The 17,941-nt window shown below is 69.7% G+C and carries 15 protein-coding genes and 2 tRNA genes; 10 read left to right on the forward strand and 7 right to left on the reverse strand.

Translation table 11 applies throughout. The features are described 5' to 3' along the window. The first annotated feature begins 95 nt into the window (after window positions 1-95). The 6 genes from aceE to HFP48_RS16425 all read left to right on the forward strand — a co-directional run bounded on the left by aceE (window position 96) and on the right by HFP48_RS16425 (window position 8,533). On the forward strand, window positions 96-2,948 hold the full coding sequence (aceE, locus tag HFP48_RS16400) for a pyruvate dehydrogenase (acetyl-transferring), homodimeric type (protein ID WP_065922469.1): 2,853 nt from the start codon (window positions 96-98) through the stop codon (window positions 2,946-2,948). A 105-nt stretch (window positions 2,949-3,053) separates the two neighbouring features. Then, window positions 3,054-4,304: a helix-turn-helix domain-containing protein gene (locus HFP48_RS16405; RefSeq protein ID WP_029544296.1), complete on the forward strand. Its 1,251-nt coding sequence runs from the start codon at window positions 3,054-3,056 to the stop codon at window positions 4,302-4,304. 128 nt (window positions 4,305-4,432) lie between these two features. After that, a complete protein-coding gene (locus HFP48_RS16410; RefSeq protein ID WP_029544298.1) occupies window positions 4,433-5,350 on the forward strand; it encodes an ACP S-malonyltransferase in 918 nt (305 codons plus the stop codon). 115 nt (window positions 5,351-5,465) lie between these two features. Next, on the forward strand, window positions 5,466-5,744 hold the full coding sequence (gene acpM / locus HFP48_RS16415; protein WP_006947659.1) for a meromycolate extension acyl carrier protein AcpM: 279 nt from the start codon (window positions 5,466-5,468) through the stop codon (window positions 5,742-5,744). A gap of 8 nt (window positions 5,745-5,752) precedes the next feature. Next, window positions 5,753-7,000, forward strand: a complete 1,248-nt coding sequence (locus tag HFP48_RS16420; RefSeq protein WP_050035391.1) for a KasA/KasB family beta-ketoacyl-ACP synthase — start codon at window positions 5,753-5,755, stop codon at window positions 6,998-7,000. 99 nt (window positions 7,001-7,099) lie between these two features. Further along, the gene (locus tag HFP48_RS16425; protein ID WP_006947656.1) at window positions 7,100-8,533 is read left to right on the forward strand and encodes a carboxyl transferase domain-containing protein; all 1,434 of its coding nucleotides are present in this window, start codon (window positions 7,100-7,102) and stop codon (window positions 8,531-8,533) included. Between the two features lie 70 nt (window positions 8,534-8,603). Here HFP48_RS16425 and HFP48_RS16430 read toward each other — a convergent pair whose 3' ends face one another. From HFP48_RS16430 to HFP48_RS16440, 3 genes are all read right to left on the reverse strand, one after another. Next, entirely contained in the window at window positions 8,604-9,110 is a 507-nt protein-coding gene (locus HFP48_RS16430) for a DUF3145 domain-containing protein (RefSeq protein WP_006947655.1), read from the reverse strand. A gap of 103 nt (window positions 9,111-9,213) precedes the next feature. After that, window positions 9,214-10,044, reverse strand: coding sequence for a serine hydrolase domain-containing protein (locus HFP48_RS16435; RefSeq protein WP_168579762.1), 831 nt, complete (start codon window positions 10,042-10,044; stop codon window positions 9,214-9,216). Between the two features lie 37 nt (window positions 10,045-10,081). Next, on the reverse strand, window positions 10,082-11,209 hold the full coding sequence (locus HFP48_RS16440) for an NDMA-dependent alcohol dehydrogenase (protein WP_029544303.1): 1,128 nt from the start codon (window positions 11,207-11,209) through the stop codon (window positions 10,082-10,084). Between the two features lie 818 nt (window positions 11,210-12,027). Here HFP48_RS16440 and HFP48_RS16450 point away from each other — a divergent pair. Then, window positions 12,028-13,632 (forward strand): MBL fold metallo-hydrolase, encoded by a 1,605-nt coding sequence (locus tag HFP48_RS16450; protein ID WP_029544305.1) that lies wholly within the window; start codon window positions 12,028-12,030, stop codon window positions 13,630-13,632. 297 nt (window positions 13,633-13,929) lie between these two features. Here the strand turns inward: HFP48_RS16450 and HFP48_RS16455 are convergent, their stop codons facing one another. After that, complete coding sequence (locus HFP48_RS16455; RefSeq protein ID WP_006947644.1) at window positions 13,930-14,769, reverse strand: class I SAM-dependent methyltransferase; 840 nt, start codon at window positions 14,767-14,769, stop codon at window positions 13,930-13,932. 204 nt (window positions 14,770-14,973) lie between these two features. Between HFP48_RS16455 and HFP48_RS16460 the strand changes: the two genes are divergently transcribed. Further along, the gene (locus HFP48_RS16460; RefSeq protein ID WP_185712806.1) at window positions 14,974-15,624 is read left to right on the forward strand and encodes a sigma-70 family RNA polymerase sigma factor; all 651 of its coding nucleotides are present in this window, start codon (window positions 14,974-14,976) and stop codon (window positions 15,622-15,624) included. 52 nt (window positions 15,625-15,676) lie between these two features. Here HFP48_RS16460 and HFP48_RS16465 read toward each other — a convergent pair whose 3' ends face one another. Further along, window positions 15,677-16,141, reverse strand: a complete 465-nt coding sequence (locus tag HFP48_RS16465) for an ArsI/CadI family heavy metal resistance metalloenzyme (protein ID WP_006947642.1) — start codon at window positions 16,139-16,141, stop codon at window positions 15,677-15,679. Window positions 16,142-16,332: 191 nt separating this feature from the next. Here HFP48_RS16465 and HFP48_RS16470 point away from each other — a divergent pair, with 191 nt between their 5' ends. Next, complete coding sequence (locus HFP48_RS16470) at window positions 16,333-17,073, forward strand: PIG-L deacetylase family protein (protein ID WP_006947641.1); 741 nt, start codon at window positions 16,333-16,335, stop codon at window positions 17,071-17,073. Window positions 17,074-17,170: 97 nt separating this feature from the next. Here the strand turns inward: HFP48_RS16470 and HFP48_RS16475 are convergent. Beyond that, window positions 17,171-17,247, reverse strand: a tRNA-Ile gene (locus HFP48_RS16475). 225 nt (window positions 17,248-17,472) lie between these two features. Further along, window positions 17,473-17,545, reverse strand: a tRNA-Asn gene (locus HFP48_RS16480). 147 nt (window positions 17,546-17,692) lie between these two features. Here HFP48_RS16480 and HFP48_RS16485 point away from each other — a divergent pair. Next, window positions 17,693-17,938 (forward strand): hypothetical protein, encoded by a 246-nt coding sequence (locus HFP48_RS16485; protein WP_010594277.1) that lies wholly within the window; start codon window positions 17,693-17,695, stop codon window positions 17,936-17,938. The last annotated feature ends 3 nt before the right edge of the window (window positions 17,939-17,941 follow it).

A 17,941-nucleotide genomic window follows, 5' to 3' on the forward strand; every position in this document is an offset into this window, starting at 1 on the left:
CATCTCGTTCAGATGTCGATGAGTCGGCTCCCACAAGAGCCGGCCTACGGAGCGGGCGCCACACCTGCGCGCCCCACCACGATGAGGAGCAGACGTTGACAGACCTGATCCACGAGCCCGATTCCTCGACGAGCGCCGCCACACAAGGCGCCTCGGAAGCGGGATCCTCGCCGAACACCAGCGGGGCCTCCGACGGCCGCGTGCGGGTCATCCGCGAGGGCGTGGCCTCCTACCTGCCGGACATAGACCCGGCCGAGACCACGGAGTGGCTCGAGTCCTTCGACGGGCTGCTCGAGTCCGCCGGTCCTGCGCGTGCCCGGTACCTGATGCTGCGCCTGCTCGAGCGTGCCGGCGAGCGGCACGTCTCGATCCCGGCACTGACCTCGACCGACTACGTGAACACCATCCCGACCGAGAACGAGCCGTGGTTCCCCGGCGACGAGGAGGTCGAGCGTCGCTACCGTGCCTTCATCCGGTGGAACGCCGCGATCATGGTGCACCGCGCGCAGCGCCCCGGCATCGGCGTCGGCGGCCACATCTCCACCTACGCCTCCTCCGCGGCGCTGTACGAGGTGGGCTTCAACCACTTCTTCCGCGGCAAGGACCACCCCGGCGGCGGCGACCAGATCTTCATCCAGGGTCACGCCTCCCCCGGCGTCTATGCCCGCGCCTACCTCGAGGGGCGCATCCCGGCCGAGCAGCTCGACGGGTTCCGCCAGGAGGCCAGCCACGCCGACCAGGGCGGCGGCCTGCCGTCCTACCCGCATCCGCGGTTGCTGCCCGACTTCTGGGAGTTCCCGACGGTGTCGATGGGCCTGGGCCCGATGAACGCGATCTACCAGGCGCGGTTCAACCACTACCTGAACGACCGCGGCCTGAAGGACACCTCCGACCAGCATGTGTGGGCGTTCCTCGGCGACGGCGAGATGGACGAGCCGGAGTCGCGGGGTCTCGCGCACGTCGCGGCGACCGAGGGTCTGGACAACCTCACGTTCGTGGTGAACTGCAACCTGCAGCGCCTCGACGGTCCGGTCCGCGGCAACGGCAAGATCATCCAGGAACTGGAATCGTTCTTCCGCGGCGCCGGCTGGAACGTCATCAAGGTGGTGTGGGGTCGCGAGTGGGACGCCCTGCTGCACGCCGACAAGGACGGCGCGCTGGTCAACCTGATGAACGCGACGCCGGACGGCGACTACCAGACCTACAAGGCCAACGACGGCGCCTTCGTCCGCGAGCACTTCTTCGGCCGCGACCCGCGCACCAAGGAACTGGTCAAGAACCTCAGCGACCAGGAGATCTGGAACCTCAAGCGTGGCGGCCACGACTACCGCAAGATCTACGCGGCGTACGCGGCGGCGATGGCGCACAAGGGCCAGCCGACGGTGATCCTCGCGCACACGATCAAGGGGTACACCCTCGGCAAGCACTTCGAGGGCCGCAACGCCACGCACCAGATGAAGAAGCTCACGCTCGAGGACCTCAAGTACTTCCGCGACCTGCAGCGCATCCCGATCTCGGACGCCGAGCTCGAGGCGAACCCGAAGATGCCGCCGTACTACCACCCGGGCAACGACTCCCCGGAGATCCAGTACATGCTCGAGCGGCGGCGCGCGCTCGGCGGGTTCCTGCCCGAGCGCCGTACCGCCAAGGCCCCGCTGACGCTGCCCGACGACAAGGCCTACGAGGTGATCCGCAAGGGCTCCGGCAAGCAGCAGGTGGCCACCACCATGGCGCTGGTGCGCATCATGAAGGAGCTGCTGCGCGACAAGGAGATCGGTCCGCGCATCGTGCCGATCATCCCGGACGAGGCCCGCACCTTCGGTATGGACTCGTGGTTCCCGTCGCTGAAGATCTACAACCGCAACGGCCAGCTGTACACGTCGGTCGACGCGGAACTGATGCTCGCCTACAAGGAGAGCGTCGTCGGGCAGATCCTGCACGAGGGCATCAACGAGGCCGGTTCCACCGCATCGTTCACCGCCGTCGGCACCTCGTACGCCACGCACGGGTTGCCGATGATCCCGCTGTACATCTTCTACTCGATGTTCGGCTTCCAGCGCACCGGCGACGGGCTGTGGGCGGCGGCCGACCAGATGGCCCGCGGTTTCGTGCTCGGCGCGACGGCCGGCCGCACCACCCTCACCGGTGAGGGCCTGCAGCACGCCGACGGGCACTCGTTGCTGCTGGCGTCCACCAACCCGGCGGTGGTGTCGTACGATCCTGCGTTCTCCTACGAGCTCGCGCACATCGTCAAGGACGGTCTGCGCCGCATGTACGGCGGCACGGAGGGTGTCGACGGGTTCGGCGGCGAGAACATCTTCTACTACATCACCCTCTACAACGAGCCGTACGTGCAGCCGGCCGAGCCGGAGAACCTCGACGTCGAGGGCCTGCTCAAGGGCATCTACCTGTACCGGCGCGGCGAGGGCTCCGGGCCGAAGGCGCAGATCCTCGCCTCCGGTGTGCTCATGCCCGAGGCGCTGCGGGCGCAGGAAATGCTCGCCGAGGAATGGGGCGTGGCCGCGGACGTGTGGTCGGTGACCTCGTGGGGCGAGCTGCGCCGTGACGGCGTCGAGTGCGAGCGGCAGGCGTTGCTCGACCCGGGTGCCGACGCTCCGACGCCGTACGTGGCCAAGGTCCTCGCCGACGCCGCCGGTCCGTTCGTGGCGGTCTCGGACTGGATGCGCGCGGTACCGGACCAGATCCGGCAGTGGGTGCCGGGCGACTACACGACGCTCGGCGCCGACGGGTTCGGGTTCTCCGACACCCGCCCGGCCGCGCGCCGGTTCTTCAACATCGACGCGGAGTCGACGGTGGTCGCGGTGCTCGCCGCCCTCGGCCGGGACGGCGCGATCGATCGCTCGCAGGCGGTCGAGGCGGCCCGGCGGTACCGCATCGACGACGTGGCGGCGGCTCCGGAGCAGACCTCGGATCCCGGCGTGGCCTGATCCGACCCGCTCCGCCGCGGGCGACGGGCGTAGTTTCGTCCCATGGTCGCAGAACCCGCAGAGCCGCGTCCGAGGCGGGCACCGGGCGTCCCTACCGGGCGTCCGGTGCCGCCGGCGCGGCCGGAGCGTGATCCCCTGCCCGACGCGCTCCTGCGCCGGGTCAAGCAGTTCTCCGGGCGGCTGTCCACCGAGGCCGTCCACGCCATGCAGGAGCAGTTGCCGTTCTTCGCGGATCTCGACGCGTCGCAGCGATCCAACGTGCAGCTGATCATCCAGACGGCGGTCGTCGACTTCCTCGAATGGGTGCGCAACCCCGACAGTGATCTGCGGTTCAGCCTGGACGCGTTCCAGGTGATCCCGCAGGATCTGGCGCGGCGGCTGACGCTGCGCCAGACCGTGGACATGGTCCGCGCCGCCATGGAGTTCTTCGAGCAGTGGCTGCCCGCGCTGGCGCGCAACGAGCAACAGCTCGTCGCACTGACCGAGGCGACGCTGCGCTACGGCCGGGAACTGGGCTTCGCCGCAGCCTCGGTCTACGCCAGCGCGGCCGAGTCCCGCGGCGCCTGGGACACCCGCCTCGAGGCGCTGGTCGTCGACGCGGTGGTCCGCGGCGACACCGGTTCGGACATGCTCTCGCGCGCCGCGACGCTGAACTGGGATGCGACGGCGCCGGCCACCGTGATCATCGGCACTCCCCCGCCGAACGAGGGTGTGTCGGTCGTGACGACCGTGCACTCGATCGCGCAGCAGCACGGCCGCGCCGCGCTGGCAGTGGTGCAGGGCGAGCGGCTCGTGATGGTGGTCAGCGGGGAGCTGCACGGCAGCATCGAGGCGATGACGTTCCGCTCCGAGCTGATGCGCAGCTTTTCCGACGACCCGGTGGTGATCGGTCCTACCACGCCCACCCTCGCGTCGGCGCACGCGTCCGCGGTCGAGGCGATGGCCGGCATGGAGGCGGTGGCCGGGTGGCGGGGAGCGCCGCGGCCGGTGCACGCGGCGGAACTGCTGCCGGAGCGGGCGCTGCTCGGCGACGCGGGGGCGATCGCCGCGCTCGAGGACGACGTGGTGGCTCCGCTCACCGAGGCGGGTCCGGCGCTGGCCGACACCCTCGACGCATACCTCGACTGTGGGGGTGCTGTCGAGACCTGTGCCCGACAGCTGTTTGTTCATCCAAATACCGTCCGGTACCGGCTCAAGCGGATCACAGAAGTCACCGGCCGCGACCCCACGAATCCCCGTGATGCTTACGTGTTGCGGATAGCCGCCACCGTGGGAAGGCTGGCTCGAAGTCATAACGAATTACGAACTCCAGTCCCACCAGTCTCCCGTTTCACACTGCGCGAACCGGGCACGTAACGGGAGGCGGCGTTCCGTCGATGGTGGACGCCGACGTGCTGTTTTGTGGGAACCCTACAAAACAGCAAGCGAGAGTTCATCCCTACCGACATCTCGCAAGGCCCTGTCCAGGGTGTTCTCTGATCATCGTGATTTCGCTGCTCGCCCCCGGTCAGGGCTCCCAGACACCCGGCATGCTCGCCTCCTGGTTGGAGCAGCCCGGCGCCCGCGATCGCATCCAGCTGTGGTCGAAGGCCTCGGGCCTCGACCTCGAACGCCTCGGCACCACCGCGACGGCCGAGGAGATCACCGACACGGCGGTGACCCAGCCGCTGGTCGTCGCGACGGCGCTGCTGGCCTACGAGGAACTCGAGGCCCGCAACCTCGTCCCGGACGACACGATCGTCGCCGGCCATTCGGTCGGCGAGCTCGCGGCCGCGGCAATCGCCGGGGTCATCAGCGCGGACGAGGCGGTCATGCTCGCCGCCGTCCGCGGTGCCGAGATGGCCCGGGCGTGCGCGATCGAGCCGACCGGGATGTCGGCCGTGCTCGGCGGCAACGAAGAGGACGTGCTCGCCCGGCTGGCCGAACTCGACCTGACGCCGGCCAACATCAACGCGGCCGGCCAGATCGTCGCCGCCGGTCGCCTCACGGCACTCGAGGAGCTCGCGGCGAACGCTCCGGAGAAGGCCCGGATCCGGCCCCTGCCGGTCGCCGGCGCCTTCCACACCGTATTCATGGCCCCGGCCCAGGAAGCCGTCGCCGAGGCCGCGGCGAAGATCGTGCCCAGCGATCCGACCCGCACGCTGCTGTCCAACTCCGACGGGGCACCTGTCACATCCGGAGCGGACGCACTGACCAAGCTTGCCGCGCAGGTCACCCGACCGGTGCGCTGGGACCTGTGCACCGCGACCCTGCGCGCGGCCGAGGTCTCGGCGGTCGTGGAGCTTCCCCCGGCCGGCACCCTGGTCGGCATCGCCAAGCGGGAGATGCGCGGCACGCCGACCACGGCACTCAAGACCCCTGAGGAGATCTCAGCGCTGGCCGAATCGCTCCGCGTCGGCTAGTTTGCTGCGCGCGCGTCGCGCAGTACGGGACCTGCCCTCGACGGGCACCCGGAATCCGGGCGGAATCCGCCACCCGGTCCGATCAGCAAGACGAAACGAAGAAGGGAGCCACAACGTGGCCGCCACCCAGGAAGAAATCATCGCCGGTCTCGCGGAGATCATCGAAGAGGTCACCGGCATCGAGCCCTCCGAGGTGACCGTCGAGAAGTCCTTCGTCGACGACCTCGACATCGACTCCCTGTCCATGGTCGAGATCGCCGTGCAGACCGAGGACAAGTACGGCGTGAAGATCCCCGACGAGGACCTCGCCGGCCTCCGCACCGTCGGTGACGCCGTCGCCTACATCCAGAAGCTCGAGGCCGAGGGCGTCCAGGCCACGAACGACAACGAGTGAGCTCAACCGTGACTTCCGCCTCTCCCCGCACCGGGACATTCCCCAACGTCGTCGTCACCAGCCTCGCGGCCACGACATCGATCGCTGGTGACGTGGATGCCACGTGGAAGGGCCTGCTCGCCGGTGAGAGCGGCATCGACACGCTGACCGGCTTCGTCGACGAGTTCGACCTGCCGGTTCGCATCGGCGGCAAGCTCAAGACCAGCCCCGACGAAACCCTCTCGCGCGTCGAGATCCGCCGGATGAGCTTCGTCGAGCGGCTCGCGCTGGGCCTCGGCCGCACCGTGTGGGAGAACGCGGGCAGCCCGGAGGTCGACCGCGAGCGCCTCGGTGTCGTCATCGGCACCGGTCTCGGTGGCGGCGAAGCGCTCATCGACGCCGTCGACAAGCTGCGCAACGACGGCTACCGCAAGGTGTCCCCGTTCGCCGTGCAGATGGTCATGCCGAACGGCCCGTCGGCGACGGTGGGCCTCGAGCTCGGCGCGAAGGCCGGCGTGCTGACGCCGGTGTCCGCCTGCTCGTCCGGCAACGAGGCCATCGCCCACGCCTACCGGATGATCGCGATGGGCGATGCCGACATCGTCGTCGCCGGTGGCGTCGAGGGCCAGCTCGACGCGGTCGCCACCGCCAGCTTCGCCATGATGCGGGCGCTGAGCACCCGCAACGACGACCCGAGCAGGGCGTCGCGTCCGTTCGACAAGGACCGCGACGGCTTCGTCTTCGGCGAGGCCGGCGCGCTGATGGTGCTCGAGACCGAGGAGCACGCCAAGGCGCGCGGCGCCACCATCCACGCCCGCCTGCTCGGTGCGGGCATCACCTCGGACGGATTCCACATCGTGGCACCCGATCCCGAGGGGACGGGCGCGGCGCGTGCCATGACGAAGGCCATCAGTGGCGCCGGCCTGTCGCCGTCCGACATCGGCTTCGTCAACGCGCATGCCACGGCCACACCCATCGGCGACATCGCCGAGGCGAAGGCGATCAATTCCGCGGTCGGCAACCATGCCGCGGTGTATGCACCGAAGGGAGCCCTGGGGCATTCGATCGGTGCGGTCGGCGCGCTCGAAGCGGTCCTGACGGTCCTGAGCCTGCGGGACGGGGTCATCCCGCCCACGCTCAACGTGGACAACCAGGATCCAGAGATCGATCTCGACGTCGTGAAGGGCGAAGCCCGTTACGGCCGGATCGATTTCGCGCTGAACAACTCGTTCGGTTTCGGTGGGCACAACGTTGCGCTCGCGTTCGGCCGGGCCTGACCCGACCGGACTTCGCTCGCCGTCGGGGTGGGGGTCTCGTCACGGGACCCCCACCCCCGGCGCCCATCCCCCGCTCTTGCCTTGCCCGAGGAGAACGCGATGACCGTCCTGGAACCTGCTCAGACGCGCGACGCCGCCGTCGACCCCCGCGATCCGCTCCGGCGGCTCGAGCGGCTGTTCGACGCGGGCACCCTGAGCCTGCTGCACCCCCGGGACAAGTCCGGCATGCTCGCCGCGATCGGTTCCATCGACGGCGTCCGGACCGTCGCGTACTGCTCGGACGCCACCGTGATGGGTGGCGCCATGGGCGTGGACGGCTGCAAGCACATCGTCGACGCCATCGACACGGCCCTCGAACAGGACGTCCCGATCGTCGGGCTGTGGCACTCGGGCGGCGCTCGGCTCGCGGAGGGCGTCGACTCCCTCCATGCCGTCGGCCTGATCTTCGAGGCCATGGTCCGCGCTTCCGGCCGGATCCCCCAGATCTCCGTGGTTCTCGGCTTCGCGGCGGGCGGCGCCGCCTACGGCCCCGCACTCACCGACATCGTCATCATGGCGCCCGAGGCCCGCATCTTCGTCACCGGCCCCGACGTGGTGCGCAGCGTCACCGGCGAGCAGGTCGACATGGAATCCCTCGGTGGGCCGGACACCCACACCAAGAAGTCCGGCGTCGCCCACATCGCCGCCCACGACGAGGACGACGCCCTGCACCGGGCCCGTCGCCTCGTGTCGATGCTCGCCGAGCAGGGCGAGTTCGACCTCGACGCCGCCCGTCGCGGCGACACCGACCTGCGGGCGCTGCTGCCCGAATCCCCCCGCCGCGCCTACGATGTCCGCCCGATCGTGCACGAGCTGCTCGACAACGTCGAGGGCGAGTCCACCTTCGAGGAACTGCAGGCCGGATGGGCCCGGAGCGTCGTCACCGGCTTCGGCCGGCTCGGCGGACGCACGGTCGGCGTCATCGCGAACAATCCGCTGCGTCTCGGCGGCTGCCTGGACTCCGTCAGCGCGGAGAAGTCCGCGCGTTTCGTGCGCCTGTGCAACGCCTTCGGCGTTCCCCTCGTCGTCATCGTCGACGTGCCCGGCTACCTGCCCGGCGTGAGCCAGGAGTGGGAGGGCGTGGTCCGTCGCGGAGCCAAGCTGCTGCACGCATTCGCCGAGTGCGAGGTGCCCCGCGTGACGCTGGTGACCCGGAAGATCTACGGCGGCGCCTACATCGCGATGAACTCGCGGGCACTGGGCGCGACCGCCGTGTTCGCCTGGCCGGACGCCGAGGTCGCCGTGATGGGCGCCAAGGCGGCGGTGGGCATCCTGCACAAGCGGGCCCTGGCCGCGGCGCCGGAGGAGGAGCGGGAGGCACTGCACGACCGTCTCGCCGCCGAGCACGAGGCCATCGCCGGCGGCGTGGGCCGGGCGATGTCGATCGGCGTCGTCGACGAACTGATCGACCCGGCGACGACCCGCAGCACCCTCGCCCAGGCGCTGGCCGCGGCTCCCGCGCGCCGCGGCCGCCACAAGAACATCCCGCTGTAGGCGGCTGCGCCGCCGGTGCGTCTTTCGGGTTGCCCCAGCAGCCCGAAGGACGCACCGGCCGCGCAGCGGCCTACCCCACGTTCCGGCGCAACCAGGTCACCTCGGCACCCTCGCCGCCGCTGCGGTAGGGCTCGAGCGCCTCGTCCCAGGCCGTTCCCAGCACCCGGGTCAGTTCCTCCTCGATGTTGCCGCCGGCGAGCAGCGCCCGCAGCCGCATCTCTCCGACCACGACGTCCCCGTTCGCGCTCGTGTTGCCGCGCCACAGCCCCAGTCCCGGCACGTGGCTGTAGCGCTCGCCGTCGACGCCGTCGCTGGGGTCCTCGGTGATCTCGAAGCGGATCATCGGCCACACCCGGAGGGCGTCGACGAGGCGTGCGGCGGTCCCCACGGGACCCGCCCAGTTCACAGTCGTGCGCAGTTGTCCGACGTCGACCGGTTGACCGATCCAGGTGAGATCCGGACGGCAATCGAGGGTGGCGGCCAGTGCCCATTCGATATGCGGGCAGACCGCAGCAGGCGACGAGTGGATGTAGACCACCCCGGTCGTCGCATCCGCGAACTGGTTCGACGCGCGCACTACACACCTCCACTTCGACGAGGGACGTCTTCCCCAACGGCCTGACATCGAAGCGGTCGCGCATGGCGACAGGGGACAGTCTGCCTGTGTTACTCCTGTTTCGCTAGGGAACGGATGAGGAATTTGAGAATTCGGTGAGTACGTCGTCCGCGAGGGCCGGCCACCGCGGCTTGGCCCAGTCGCCGAAAGCCCTGTCGGTCAGCGCGACACACGCGATCTCCGCGCGGGGATCGACCCACAGGAATGTACCGGATTGGCCGAAGTGCCCGTACGTTTCGGGCGAATTGGCCGAACCGGTCCAGTGCGGGTTCTTCAGGCCGCGGATCTCGAACCCGAGCCCCCAGTCGTTGGGCTTGTGCATGCCGTATCCGGGCACGATCCCGTCGAGCCCCGGGAACTGCACCCGGGTGGCCTCCGCGAGAGTCTGCGCGGACACCAGGCGGGGCGCGAGCAGCTCCGCGGCGAAGTGCGTCAGGTCGGCGAGCGACGACTGTCCCCCGTGCCCGGCGGGTCCCGGCAGCGACGATTCCCGCATGCCGAGCGGATCGAAGACGGCCTGGGTGAGGTATTCGGGGAACGGGATGCCGGTCTCACCCGCGACGAGCTCCGCGAGGATCTCGAAGCCCGCGCTCGAGTAGATCCGTTTGCGCCCGGGCTCGGCCTGCGCCCGGCGTTCGTCGAAGGCGAGTCCCGACGCGTGTGCCAGCAGATGGCGGACGGTGGATCCCTCCGGACCGGCGGGCTGATCGAGCTCGACCGCACCCTCCTCCACGGCGACGAGGACCGCGTAGGCGACGAGCGGCTTGGTGACCGACGCGAGACGGTAGAGCCGCAACTGGTCGCCGTGCCCGGCGACGACACCGCCGCCGCGGGTGAGAACCGCGGCGGCGGCGTGGTCGACGGGCCAGTCGGAGATCGCGTCGAGGCTGTTCACGTACCCAGCCTAGAAGACGGCGCAGGCTACCGCGCGATCACCGATCGGCGTCGGTGTACTTGATGACGCCGCGGATGTTCTTCCCGTCGAGCATGTCCTGGTAGCCGTCGTTGATCTGTTCGAGGGTGTAGGTGCGGGTGACCATGTCCGCGAGGTTGAGCTGTCCGGACTTGTACATCGCCAGCAGGTTGGGGATGTCGACCCGCGCGTTGCAGCCGCCGAAGATGTTGCCCTGCAGATCCTTCTGCAGCATCGCGAACAGGAACGCGTTCAGCTTCACGTCCATGTCCGTCATGTGCCCCATCGCGGTGACCACGCAGCGGCCGTTCTTCGCCGTCAGCTGCAGGGCCTCCTCGACGTATTCGCCGCGCATCTCGCCCACGGTGATGATCGTCTTGTCCGCCATGCGGCCCCAGGTGGTCTCCATGATCGGCATGAGCGCCTCGGCCATCGACGCGTAGGCGTGCGTCGCGCCGAACTTCAGGGCCTGCTCCCGCTTCCACGGCACGGGGTCGATCGCGAAGATCTGCCGCGCCCCGGATGCGACGGCGCCCTGCAGCGCGCTCATCCCCACACCCCCGATGCCGATGACGGCGACAGCCTCACCGGGCTTGACGTCTGCGACGTGGGTGGCCGACCCCCAGCCGGTGGGCACGCCGCAGCCGACGAGGGCGGCCAGCTCGAACGGGATGTCCTTGTCGATCTTGACGACCTGGGTCTGGTTGACCGTCATGTAGGGCGCGAAGGTACCCAGCAGGCACATCGGGATCACGTTCTGGCCGCGTGCCTGGATCCGGTAGGTGCCGTCGGAGATGGCCATGCCGCTGAGCAGGCCGGCGCCGAGGTCGCACAGGTTCGAGTGGCCGGTGGCGCACGACGGGCAGCGGCCACAGGCCGGAATGAAGGACAGGACGACGTGATCGCCCACTTCGAGGCCCACGACTCCCTCGCCGACCTTGGTGATGACACCGGACCCCTCGTGGCCACCCATCGCCGGGAAGGACGGCATGGGCGTCGCTCCCGTGACGATGTGGTGGTCCGAGTGGCACATGCCCGCCGCCTCCATGCGGATCTGCACCTCACCCGCGACCGGGTCGCCGATCTCGATTTCCTCCACCGACCACGGCTCGTTGAGACCCCACAGGATCGCGCCCTTGGTCTTCATCTGCATCGCCCTCCGTCACAGTGCGTGTGTACGCATGTGACCATAGCCACAAGACGGCGAAATTGGAACAGGTTCTATGTGTGGCGCGCTGCCGGGTCCCCGCCCGGTCCCGGGTGGGGACTCCGCATGGACACGGCAGCCGAAAGCCGGACCGCCCCCCAGGGCTCCGCCCACCGTCACCGAACCCTCCCCGCCGGCCGGGGCAAACCGGACCGACCGCGCGAACAGGACTCGGACCAGGGTGAATCGCAGGGTGAAGCTCGGGAACCGCGTAACCCTCGGCCGTCCGGCAGCGGTGTAGACGGCATGAACGTGATCGCGTCGCTGCTCGTCGCGTGGGTGGCCGTTGCTGCGGTGGTTGCCACGATTGTCGGGGCAGCGATCGCCCTCAGAGCCGAGCACCGGTCGCCGCGGTCCGCCCCGCGGCGGACGAACGGGCCACGGCGGTCACCGCCCCGTGCGGCACGCGGCGAGCGACTCCGCACCGGCGTGTGCGCGAACTCGCGGGACTGACGCGACGAACACCCCCGCCCCGTCTGCTCGAGGCGGGGGCGTCCGGTATGCGGTGACGCCGAGCGTCGGGGTGCCCGGCGCCACCACGATGTCCATCGACCGGCCGCCGGCGGACGTAACGGCCGACGAGGGTGATAGCCGGGGTGATATTCACGGCCCGGGGTGACGCCGTGGGTGAAGACCTCCGGGCCCGACCGGCGCCGCCGAGTCCGCGAGATTTCCAAGCAGGGCTGCCCGACCCGGATGTTCGGATAGCTTGGCTGTCGTACCTGCAATTTCGGCGGGCGATTCCGTAGGAGCTGCGCGTGAGGCAACATCCGACTCTCGTCTTCCACGGTGCCGCGAAGACGGTGACCGGCTCGTGCATGGAGGTCGCCCTCGGCGACACGCGGATCCTGGTGGACTGTGGCCTGTTCCAGGGCTCACGCAGCCTCGAGGAGCTGAACCACGGCGACTTCGCGTTCGCGCCGCACGAGATCGACGCCGTGGTCCTCACCCATGCCCACATCGATCATTGCGGCCTGTTGCCCAAGCTGGTGGCGCAGGGTTTCGACGGACCGATCTTCTGCACCGGCCAGAGCGCCGACCTGCTGGAATTCATGCTCGCCGATGCCGGGCGCATCCAGGAATTCGAGGCCGAGCGGCGAAACCGGCGGCGCGATCGCACGCGCGAGAAGCGGTTCGTCCCGCTCTACACCGAGGAGGATGCGCTCGCCGCGTGGGGGCAGACCCGTGCGGTCGCACTCGAGGAGTGGTTCGAGCCCGCCGCGGGCTTTCGTGCGCGACTGTGGAACGCGGGGCACATCCTGGGTGCCGCATCGGCGGAGATCGAGGCGGGGGGCGTGCGCCTGCTCTTTTCCGGCGACCTCGGCCCCGCGCAGAAGGCGTTCCACCCCGATCCCGAGGGCCCATCCGGATCGGACCATGTCGTCTGCGAATCCACCTACGGCAATCGGACTCGGGTGCGGATGACGATCGACCAGCGACGCGACCTGCTCGAAGAGGAGATCCACCGGGCCGTCGGGCACGGCGGCAATCTCGTCATCCCCGCCTTTGCGCTGGAACGGACGCAGGAGCTCCTGCTCGACATCGCACACCTCGCCGACGAGAACCGCATCCCCGCGGTGCCGGTGTTCGTCGACTCACCGCTCGCCAACCGCGCCACCTCGGTGTTCGCCGAGCATGCGGGCGAGCTCGAGGACCTCGAGGGGAAGGACATCTTCCGCCATCCCGCGATCCACTACGTCGACGACGCTGCCGTCTCCAAGCGGATCAACAACATGTCGGGCGCGATCATCATCGCCGCCTCGGGCATGTGCGAGGCGGGACGCATCCGTCATCACCTGAAGCACAATCTCCACCGCCGGGATTCGACGATCCTGTTCGTCGGTTTCCAGGCGCAGGGCTCGCTGGGCCGCGTGATCCTCGACGGCGCGAAGCGCGTCCGCATCTCGGGTCAGGACATCGACGTGCGAGCGCAGATCCGCCGGATCGACAGCTACTCCGCCCATGCCGATCAGACCGAACTGCTGGACTGGATCAAGGCGCGCAGCCCCGTGTCGGGCAGCCTGTTCCTCGCGCACGGCGAACCGGAGGCAGTCGCTGCGCTGGCCGAACTGGTGCGGGAGGTCGACCCTTCGCTGTCGATCATCACCCCGGCGATGGGGGAAGGCTACCTGTTGGCGCCCGGCACCCCGGCCACGCGAATACACCCCGCCCGCGCGGATATGCCACGCCTGACCGGCCGCGATTGGCAGAACGACTACGCCGAACTTGCGGTGAGCCTCAAACAGCAGCTCGCGCGCATCGCGGATGCCGGCTCGCGCCGGAAGGCCATCGCCGAGATCCACGAGATCCTGGACAGCTACACGGACGTCCGCGACGCGGGGCGGCGGACGAAACGGGGTTGAACCGAGCCCGAAGCGAGAGCCACATCGCCGACGGTCGCCCGAATTGCACCGATCGGGACCTTATGCCCTACCCGAATGGGCCGTTCTACTTCACATCGCCCCGCAGGCCGAATACGCTCGGATCCGGCCGCTATCCCCCCTGCACAGTGGCCCTGCCCCGCCGGCGACGACGCGCGAAGCCGGCGGGGCTTCGCTTTCTCCCTTCGGCACCCCTGCTGCTTCTCCCTTCGGCACTACTGCCGCGGCCGCACGAGGTCGGCGTGGCGCTGCGGTGAACGCCCGCACCGACCGGGCCGGCTACCTCTTGCGAGCGGTGAGCAGCAGGTACTCGGCGTCGTACGCGGTCCGGCCGGGCTGCCCGGCCCGGTTCCAGTCGGTGAGGAACTGCAGGAACTTCCGGTCGAGATCTGCGGTCCGGTCGGGGTCCACGGCGTTGAACCGGTACACCGCGATCGTCGGACCGTAGTTGTGCTTCCAGTACTCGCGGAACTCGGTCGGATCCGCGCTGTGGTCCATCACCACGATTCGGCGATCCATGCTCAGGTCGGTGATCCGATCGCCGAACAACTCCCGGACGTGCTGCTCGTCGCCCCACAGCGGGGGCGGCGAAGCGCCGGGCGGCGGGGGCGGCGCATACGGGGCCATGAGCCGGAACAGCTGACCGATGAAGCCCTCCGGCGTCCAGTTGATCATCGCGATCGTCCCGCCCGGCCGGCACACGCGGAGCAGCTCGTCGGCGACGGCCTGGTGGTGGGGTGCGAACATCGCCCCCACGCTCGAGAGCACGACGTCGAAGCTGCCGTCGGGGAACGGCAGGGCCTCGGCGTCCGCTTCCACCCACTCGAGGTCCACGCCCCGCTCGGCCGCGGCTGTGCGGCCCGCGACGAACAACTCCGGCGTCAGGTCGGCGGCGGTGACGATCGCGCCCCGTTCGGCGGCCGGGATGGCAGCGTTGCCGGATCCGGCGCCCACATCGAGCACCCGCCGGCCCGCCGTCACCCCGGCCGCGGCGACGAGCGTCGGGCCGAACGTCGGGATCAGGTCGGCCGCGACCGCCGGATAGTTCCCGGCCGCCCACAGCGCCCGGTGCTTGGCCTTCAGCGCCCGGTCGGCGTCACGTTCCACGGTGCCGGTCATGGTTACTCCTTCGTCCGGTGTTGCGGGACCGTGCCCCGCACTGGCATCCACACAGACGTCACCGCCACCGCGGGGACGCACACCCGACCCGGACGGGGCGTGCCGGCACCGACGACTTCGGCAGGGGACCTGCGTCCTTTCGCCGGTACCGTCGTCTGTGAGGGACACCGCCCGTACAGCGCCCCTTCCCCGGAGGACCAGACCATGACCAGGGCATCGACCAGTTCCGCGGCCGGCGCGGACGCCGTGACCACCGAAGCCATGACCACCGAAGCCGTGACCACCGATGCCGTCTGGCGCGAGTTCGGTGCGCAGCTCCGCGCCTTCGTGCACCGGCGGATCGCGGATCCGGACCGCGCCGACGACGTGCTCGGCGAGATCCTGCTGCGCGTCCACAAGAACCTCGGCCGTGTCGAGGACCGCGAGCACCTGATCCGGTGGGTGTATCGGATCGCCCGCAGCGCGATCATCGACGACTACCGCCGGGCCGCCCGGGATCGGGACCGGCTCGCGCCGCTCACCGGCGATGCACCCGACCAGGCCGGGCAGGAATGGGACGACGACGCGGCGACCACGCTGCGGGAGCTGGCCACCTGCCTGCGCCCGCTGCTCGAGGGGCTCTCCCCCGAGCAGCGCCGAGCCGTCGAGCTGACCGACCTCGAAGGACTGACCCAGGCCGACGCCGCCGCCCTCGAAGGCGTATCCCTGTCCGGAATGAAGTCCCGCGTCCAACGCGGCCGGCGGAAGCTGGCCGAGCTGCTCGGACGGTGCTGCGCGCTGACCCTCGATGCCCACGGGATGCCGATGGACTACACCGCCCCCACCGACTGCCACTGCGCCGGCAGCCCTCGCTGATTCGGCGCGCCCCGGTGTGCCGTCGCAGGACGGCCCACCGGGGCGAGTGCTGTCAGCCGCAGCAGGCACCCGCGACCGGGCTGTCCTCACTCGCGCACGCAACCGCACACGCCGAGCCCGTCAGCCCGTCCGGGTTGGCGGGGTTGTCGTCGGTGACGGCGTAGTACTCCCACCACCCGTTGGGCACGTCCGGCGCATCGACGAACACCTTGTCCTGCACGGCATGGCAGCACAGATCCTGCTCGGCCACCGTGGCGGTCAGACCGGCGGCGCGGAACCGGGCCAGCGCTCCGGACACCTCCTCGGAGCCGGCCGCCTCGATCCCCAGGTGGTTCAGGCGTTCGCGCGCACCGGGATTCTCGATCAGCACCAGCTTCAGCGGGGGATCCTCGATCGCGAAGTTGGCATACCCGGGGCGCTGTTTGTGCGGGGACACCCCGAACAGCGCGGTGTAGAACTCGGTCGCCGCGGTGATGTCCTCGACGTTGAGAGCGAGCTGGACTCGGGTAGCAGACATGGTGGTCACTCCTCGAAATCGGGACACCGGCCCGGGAATCCACCGCGGATTCTCGTCACCGTGTGTCCTCCCTACTGACGACTGCCGCCCCCGACGGACGCACCCACCGGCACCCGCGCCCCGAGGATGCGTCCCTCGCGCCGCTGCAACGTCGGAAAGAAGACCCAGCCACTGTCACGAAAGGTGCCGTCATGAACACCACTTTGGCCCCGCTGCCCGAGAACTGGAACCGCGCAATGGCCGTCGTCGCCCATCCCGACGACCTCGAGTACGGCGCCGCCGGCGCCATCGCCCGCTGGACCCGGTCGGGCAAGTCGGTGGCCTACGTCATCGCCACCGACGGCGAGGCCGGCATCGACGGCCGCACTCCCGCCGAGGCGGCACCGCTGCGACGCCGCGAGCAACTCGACGCCGCCGCCGTGGTCGGCGTCGAGGACGTGACGTTCCTCGGATACCGCGACGGTGTCGTCGAATACGGACTCGACCTGCGCCGCGCCATAGCCCGCGAGATCCGGCGGTTCCGTCCGGAGGTGTTGATCACCGCCACATACGAGCCGACCTACGGCCTGAACGGTGGTCGGATCATCAACCAGGCCGACCACCGCGCCGTGGGCGTCGCGGTGCTCGACGCCGCGCGCGACGCCGGCAACCGCTGGATCTTCCCCGAGCTGCTCGACGAGAACCTGCCACCGTGGGACGAGGTCGGCCTCGTGTACCTCATGGGCGCGAACCAGCCTTCGCACGCCGTCGACGTCACCGAGAGCCTCGACGCCGGTATCGAGTCACTGCGCGCCCACCGGTCCTATCTGGACGGACTGGGCCGGGACTTCGATCCCGCGGCATTCCTGCACGAGTTCACCGCGGCGGCCGGAGCGCGCATCGGCGTGCAGCATGCCGTCGCCTTCCAGCAGATCCGGCTCCAGGGAGTGTGACGGTCGAAATCCCGGAGAGTCCGCCGGCACCTGCGCCGCCACCGTCCACGTTTCGTCCGGCCCGAGCGCCCGGTATCGGCTGCCCGAACTGGGGATATGGTGGGGCGGGCGGGGCTCGAACCCGCGACCAATGGATTATGAGTCCACGGCTCTAACCGACTGAGCTACCGCCCCGTCCGCGCGCATCCGGAGGTACGCGACGTGTGGCGAATGCTACCGGCTGCGGCGGCCGGCCCGCGTCGCGGGTCACCCCCGTGTCGCCCGGCGCGGGCTGTCGCCGACCCGTCGCGGCGGCACCACACGGCTTCTGTAATTTCCGTCACACCCAGCGTCTTTCGTGGCGGCGCAGACGAGAAAACCCCTCCCACCCGAGATCGGGTGGGAGGGGTTTTCTTGGAGCTCCCCCGGCTGGACTCGAACCAGCAACCGTTCGATTAACAGTCGAATGCTCTGCCAATTGAGCTACAGGGGATTGTCCTGCGGTGCTCCGCCGTTTCCCGCGGTGCGTGAAGAACTGTAGCGCCCCACCCGACGCGGCACCAAATCGCCTGCCTGTGAGCCCGAGGGCGAGGATCGGGCAGGATGGGTGGGACGTTGACACGGCTGAATGGAGACGACGTTGATCGGACTGTTGGTGGGGGTTGCCGCGGGCTACGTCCTGGGGACACGGGCGGGCCGCGCCCGGTACGAACAGCTCAGCAGGACGGCGAAGGCGGTCGCGGGTAGTCCGGTGACGAAGAAGGCGATCGAGGTGAGCCGGCAGAAGCTGGCCGACTCGCTCAGCCCGGAGCCGAAGCTCGAGCCGATGAAGCCGCTCGACGAGCAGACCACGATCCTCGTCCCCCGCGACCAGTTGCGGCGGTGACGC

The sequence above is a fragment of the Rhodococcus sp. DMU1 genome, from assembly GCF_012272955.1.
GTDB lineage: Bacteria > Actinomycetota > Actinomycetes > Mycobacteriales > Mycobacteriaceae > Rhodococcus > Rhodococcus aetherivorans.

Excerpts from the sequence above, each read along its gene's own strand:
- HFP48_RS16425 (WP_006947656.1), top strand. The coding sequence starts at position 7,100 with ATGACCGTCCTGGAACCTGCTCAGACGCGCGACGCCGCCGTCGACCCC.
- HFP48_RS16465 (WP_006947642.1), bottom strand. The coding sequence starts at position 16,141 with ATGTCTGCTACCCGAGTCCAGCTCGCTCTCAACGTCGAGGACATCACC.
- HFP48_RS16470 (WP_006947641.1), top strand. The coding sequence starts at position 16,333 with ATGAACACCACTTTGGCCCCGCTGCCCGAGAACTGGAACCGCGCAATG.
- HFP48_RS16440 (WP_029544303.1), bottom strand. The coding sequence starts at position 11,209 with ATGAAGACCAAGGGCGCGATCCTGTGGGGTCTCAACGAGCCGTGGTCG.
- HFP48_RS16455 (WP_006947644.1), bottom strand. The coding sequence starts at position 14,769 with ATGACCGGCACCGTGGAACGTGACGCCGACCGGGCGCTGAAGGCCAAG.
- HFP48_RS16460 (WP_185712806.1), top strand. The coding sequence starts at position 14,974 with ATGACCAGGGCATCGACCAGTTCCGCGGCCGGCGCGGACGCCGTGACC.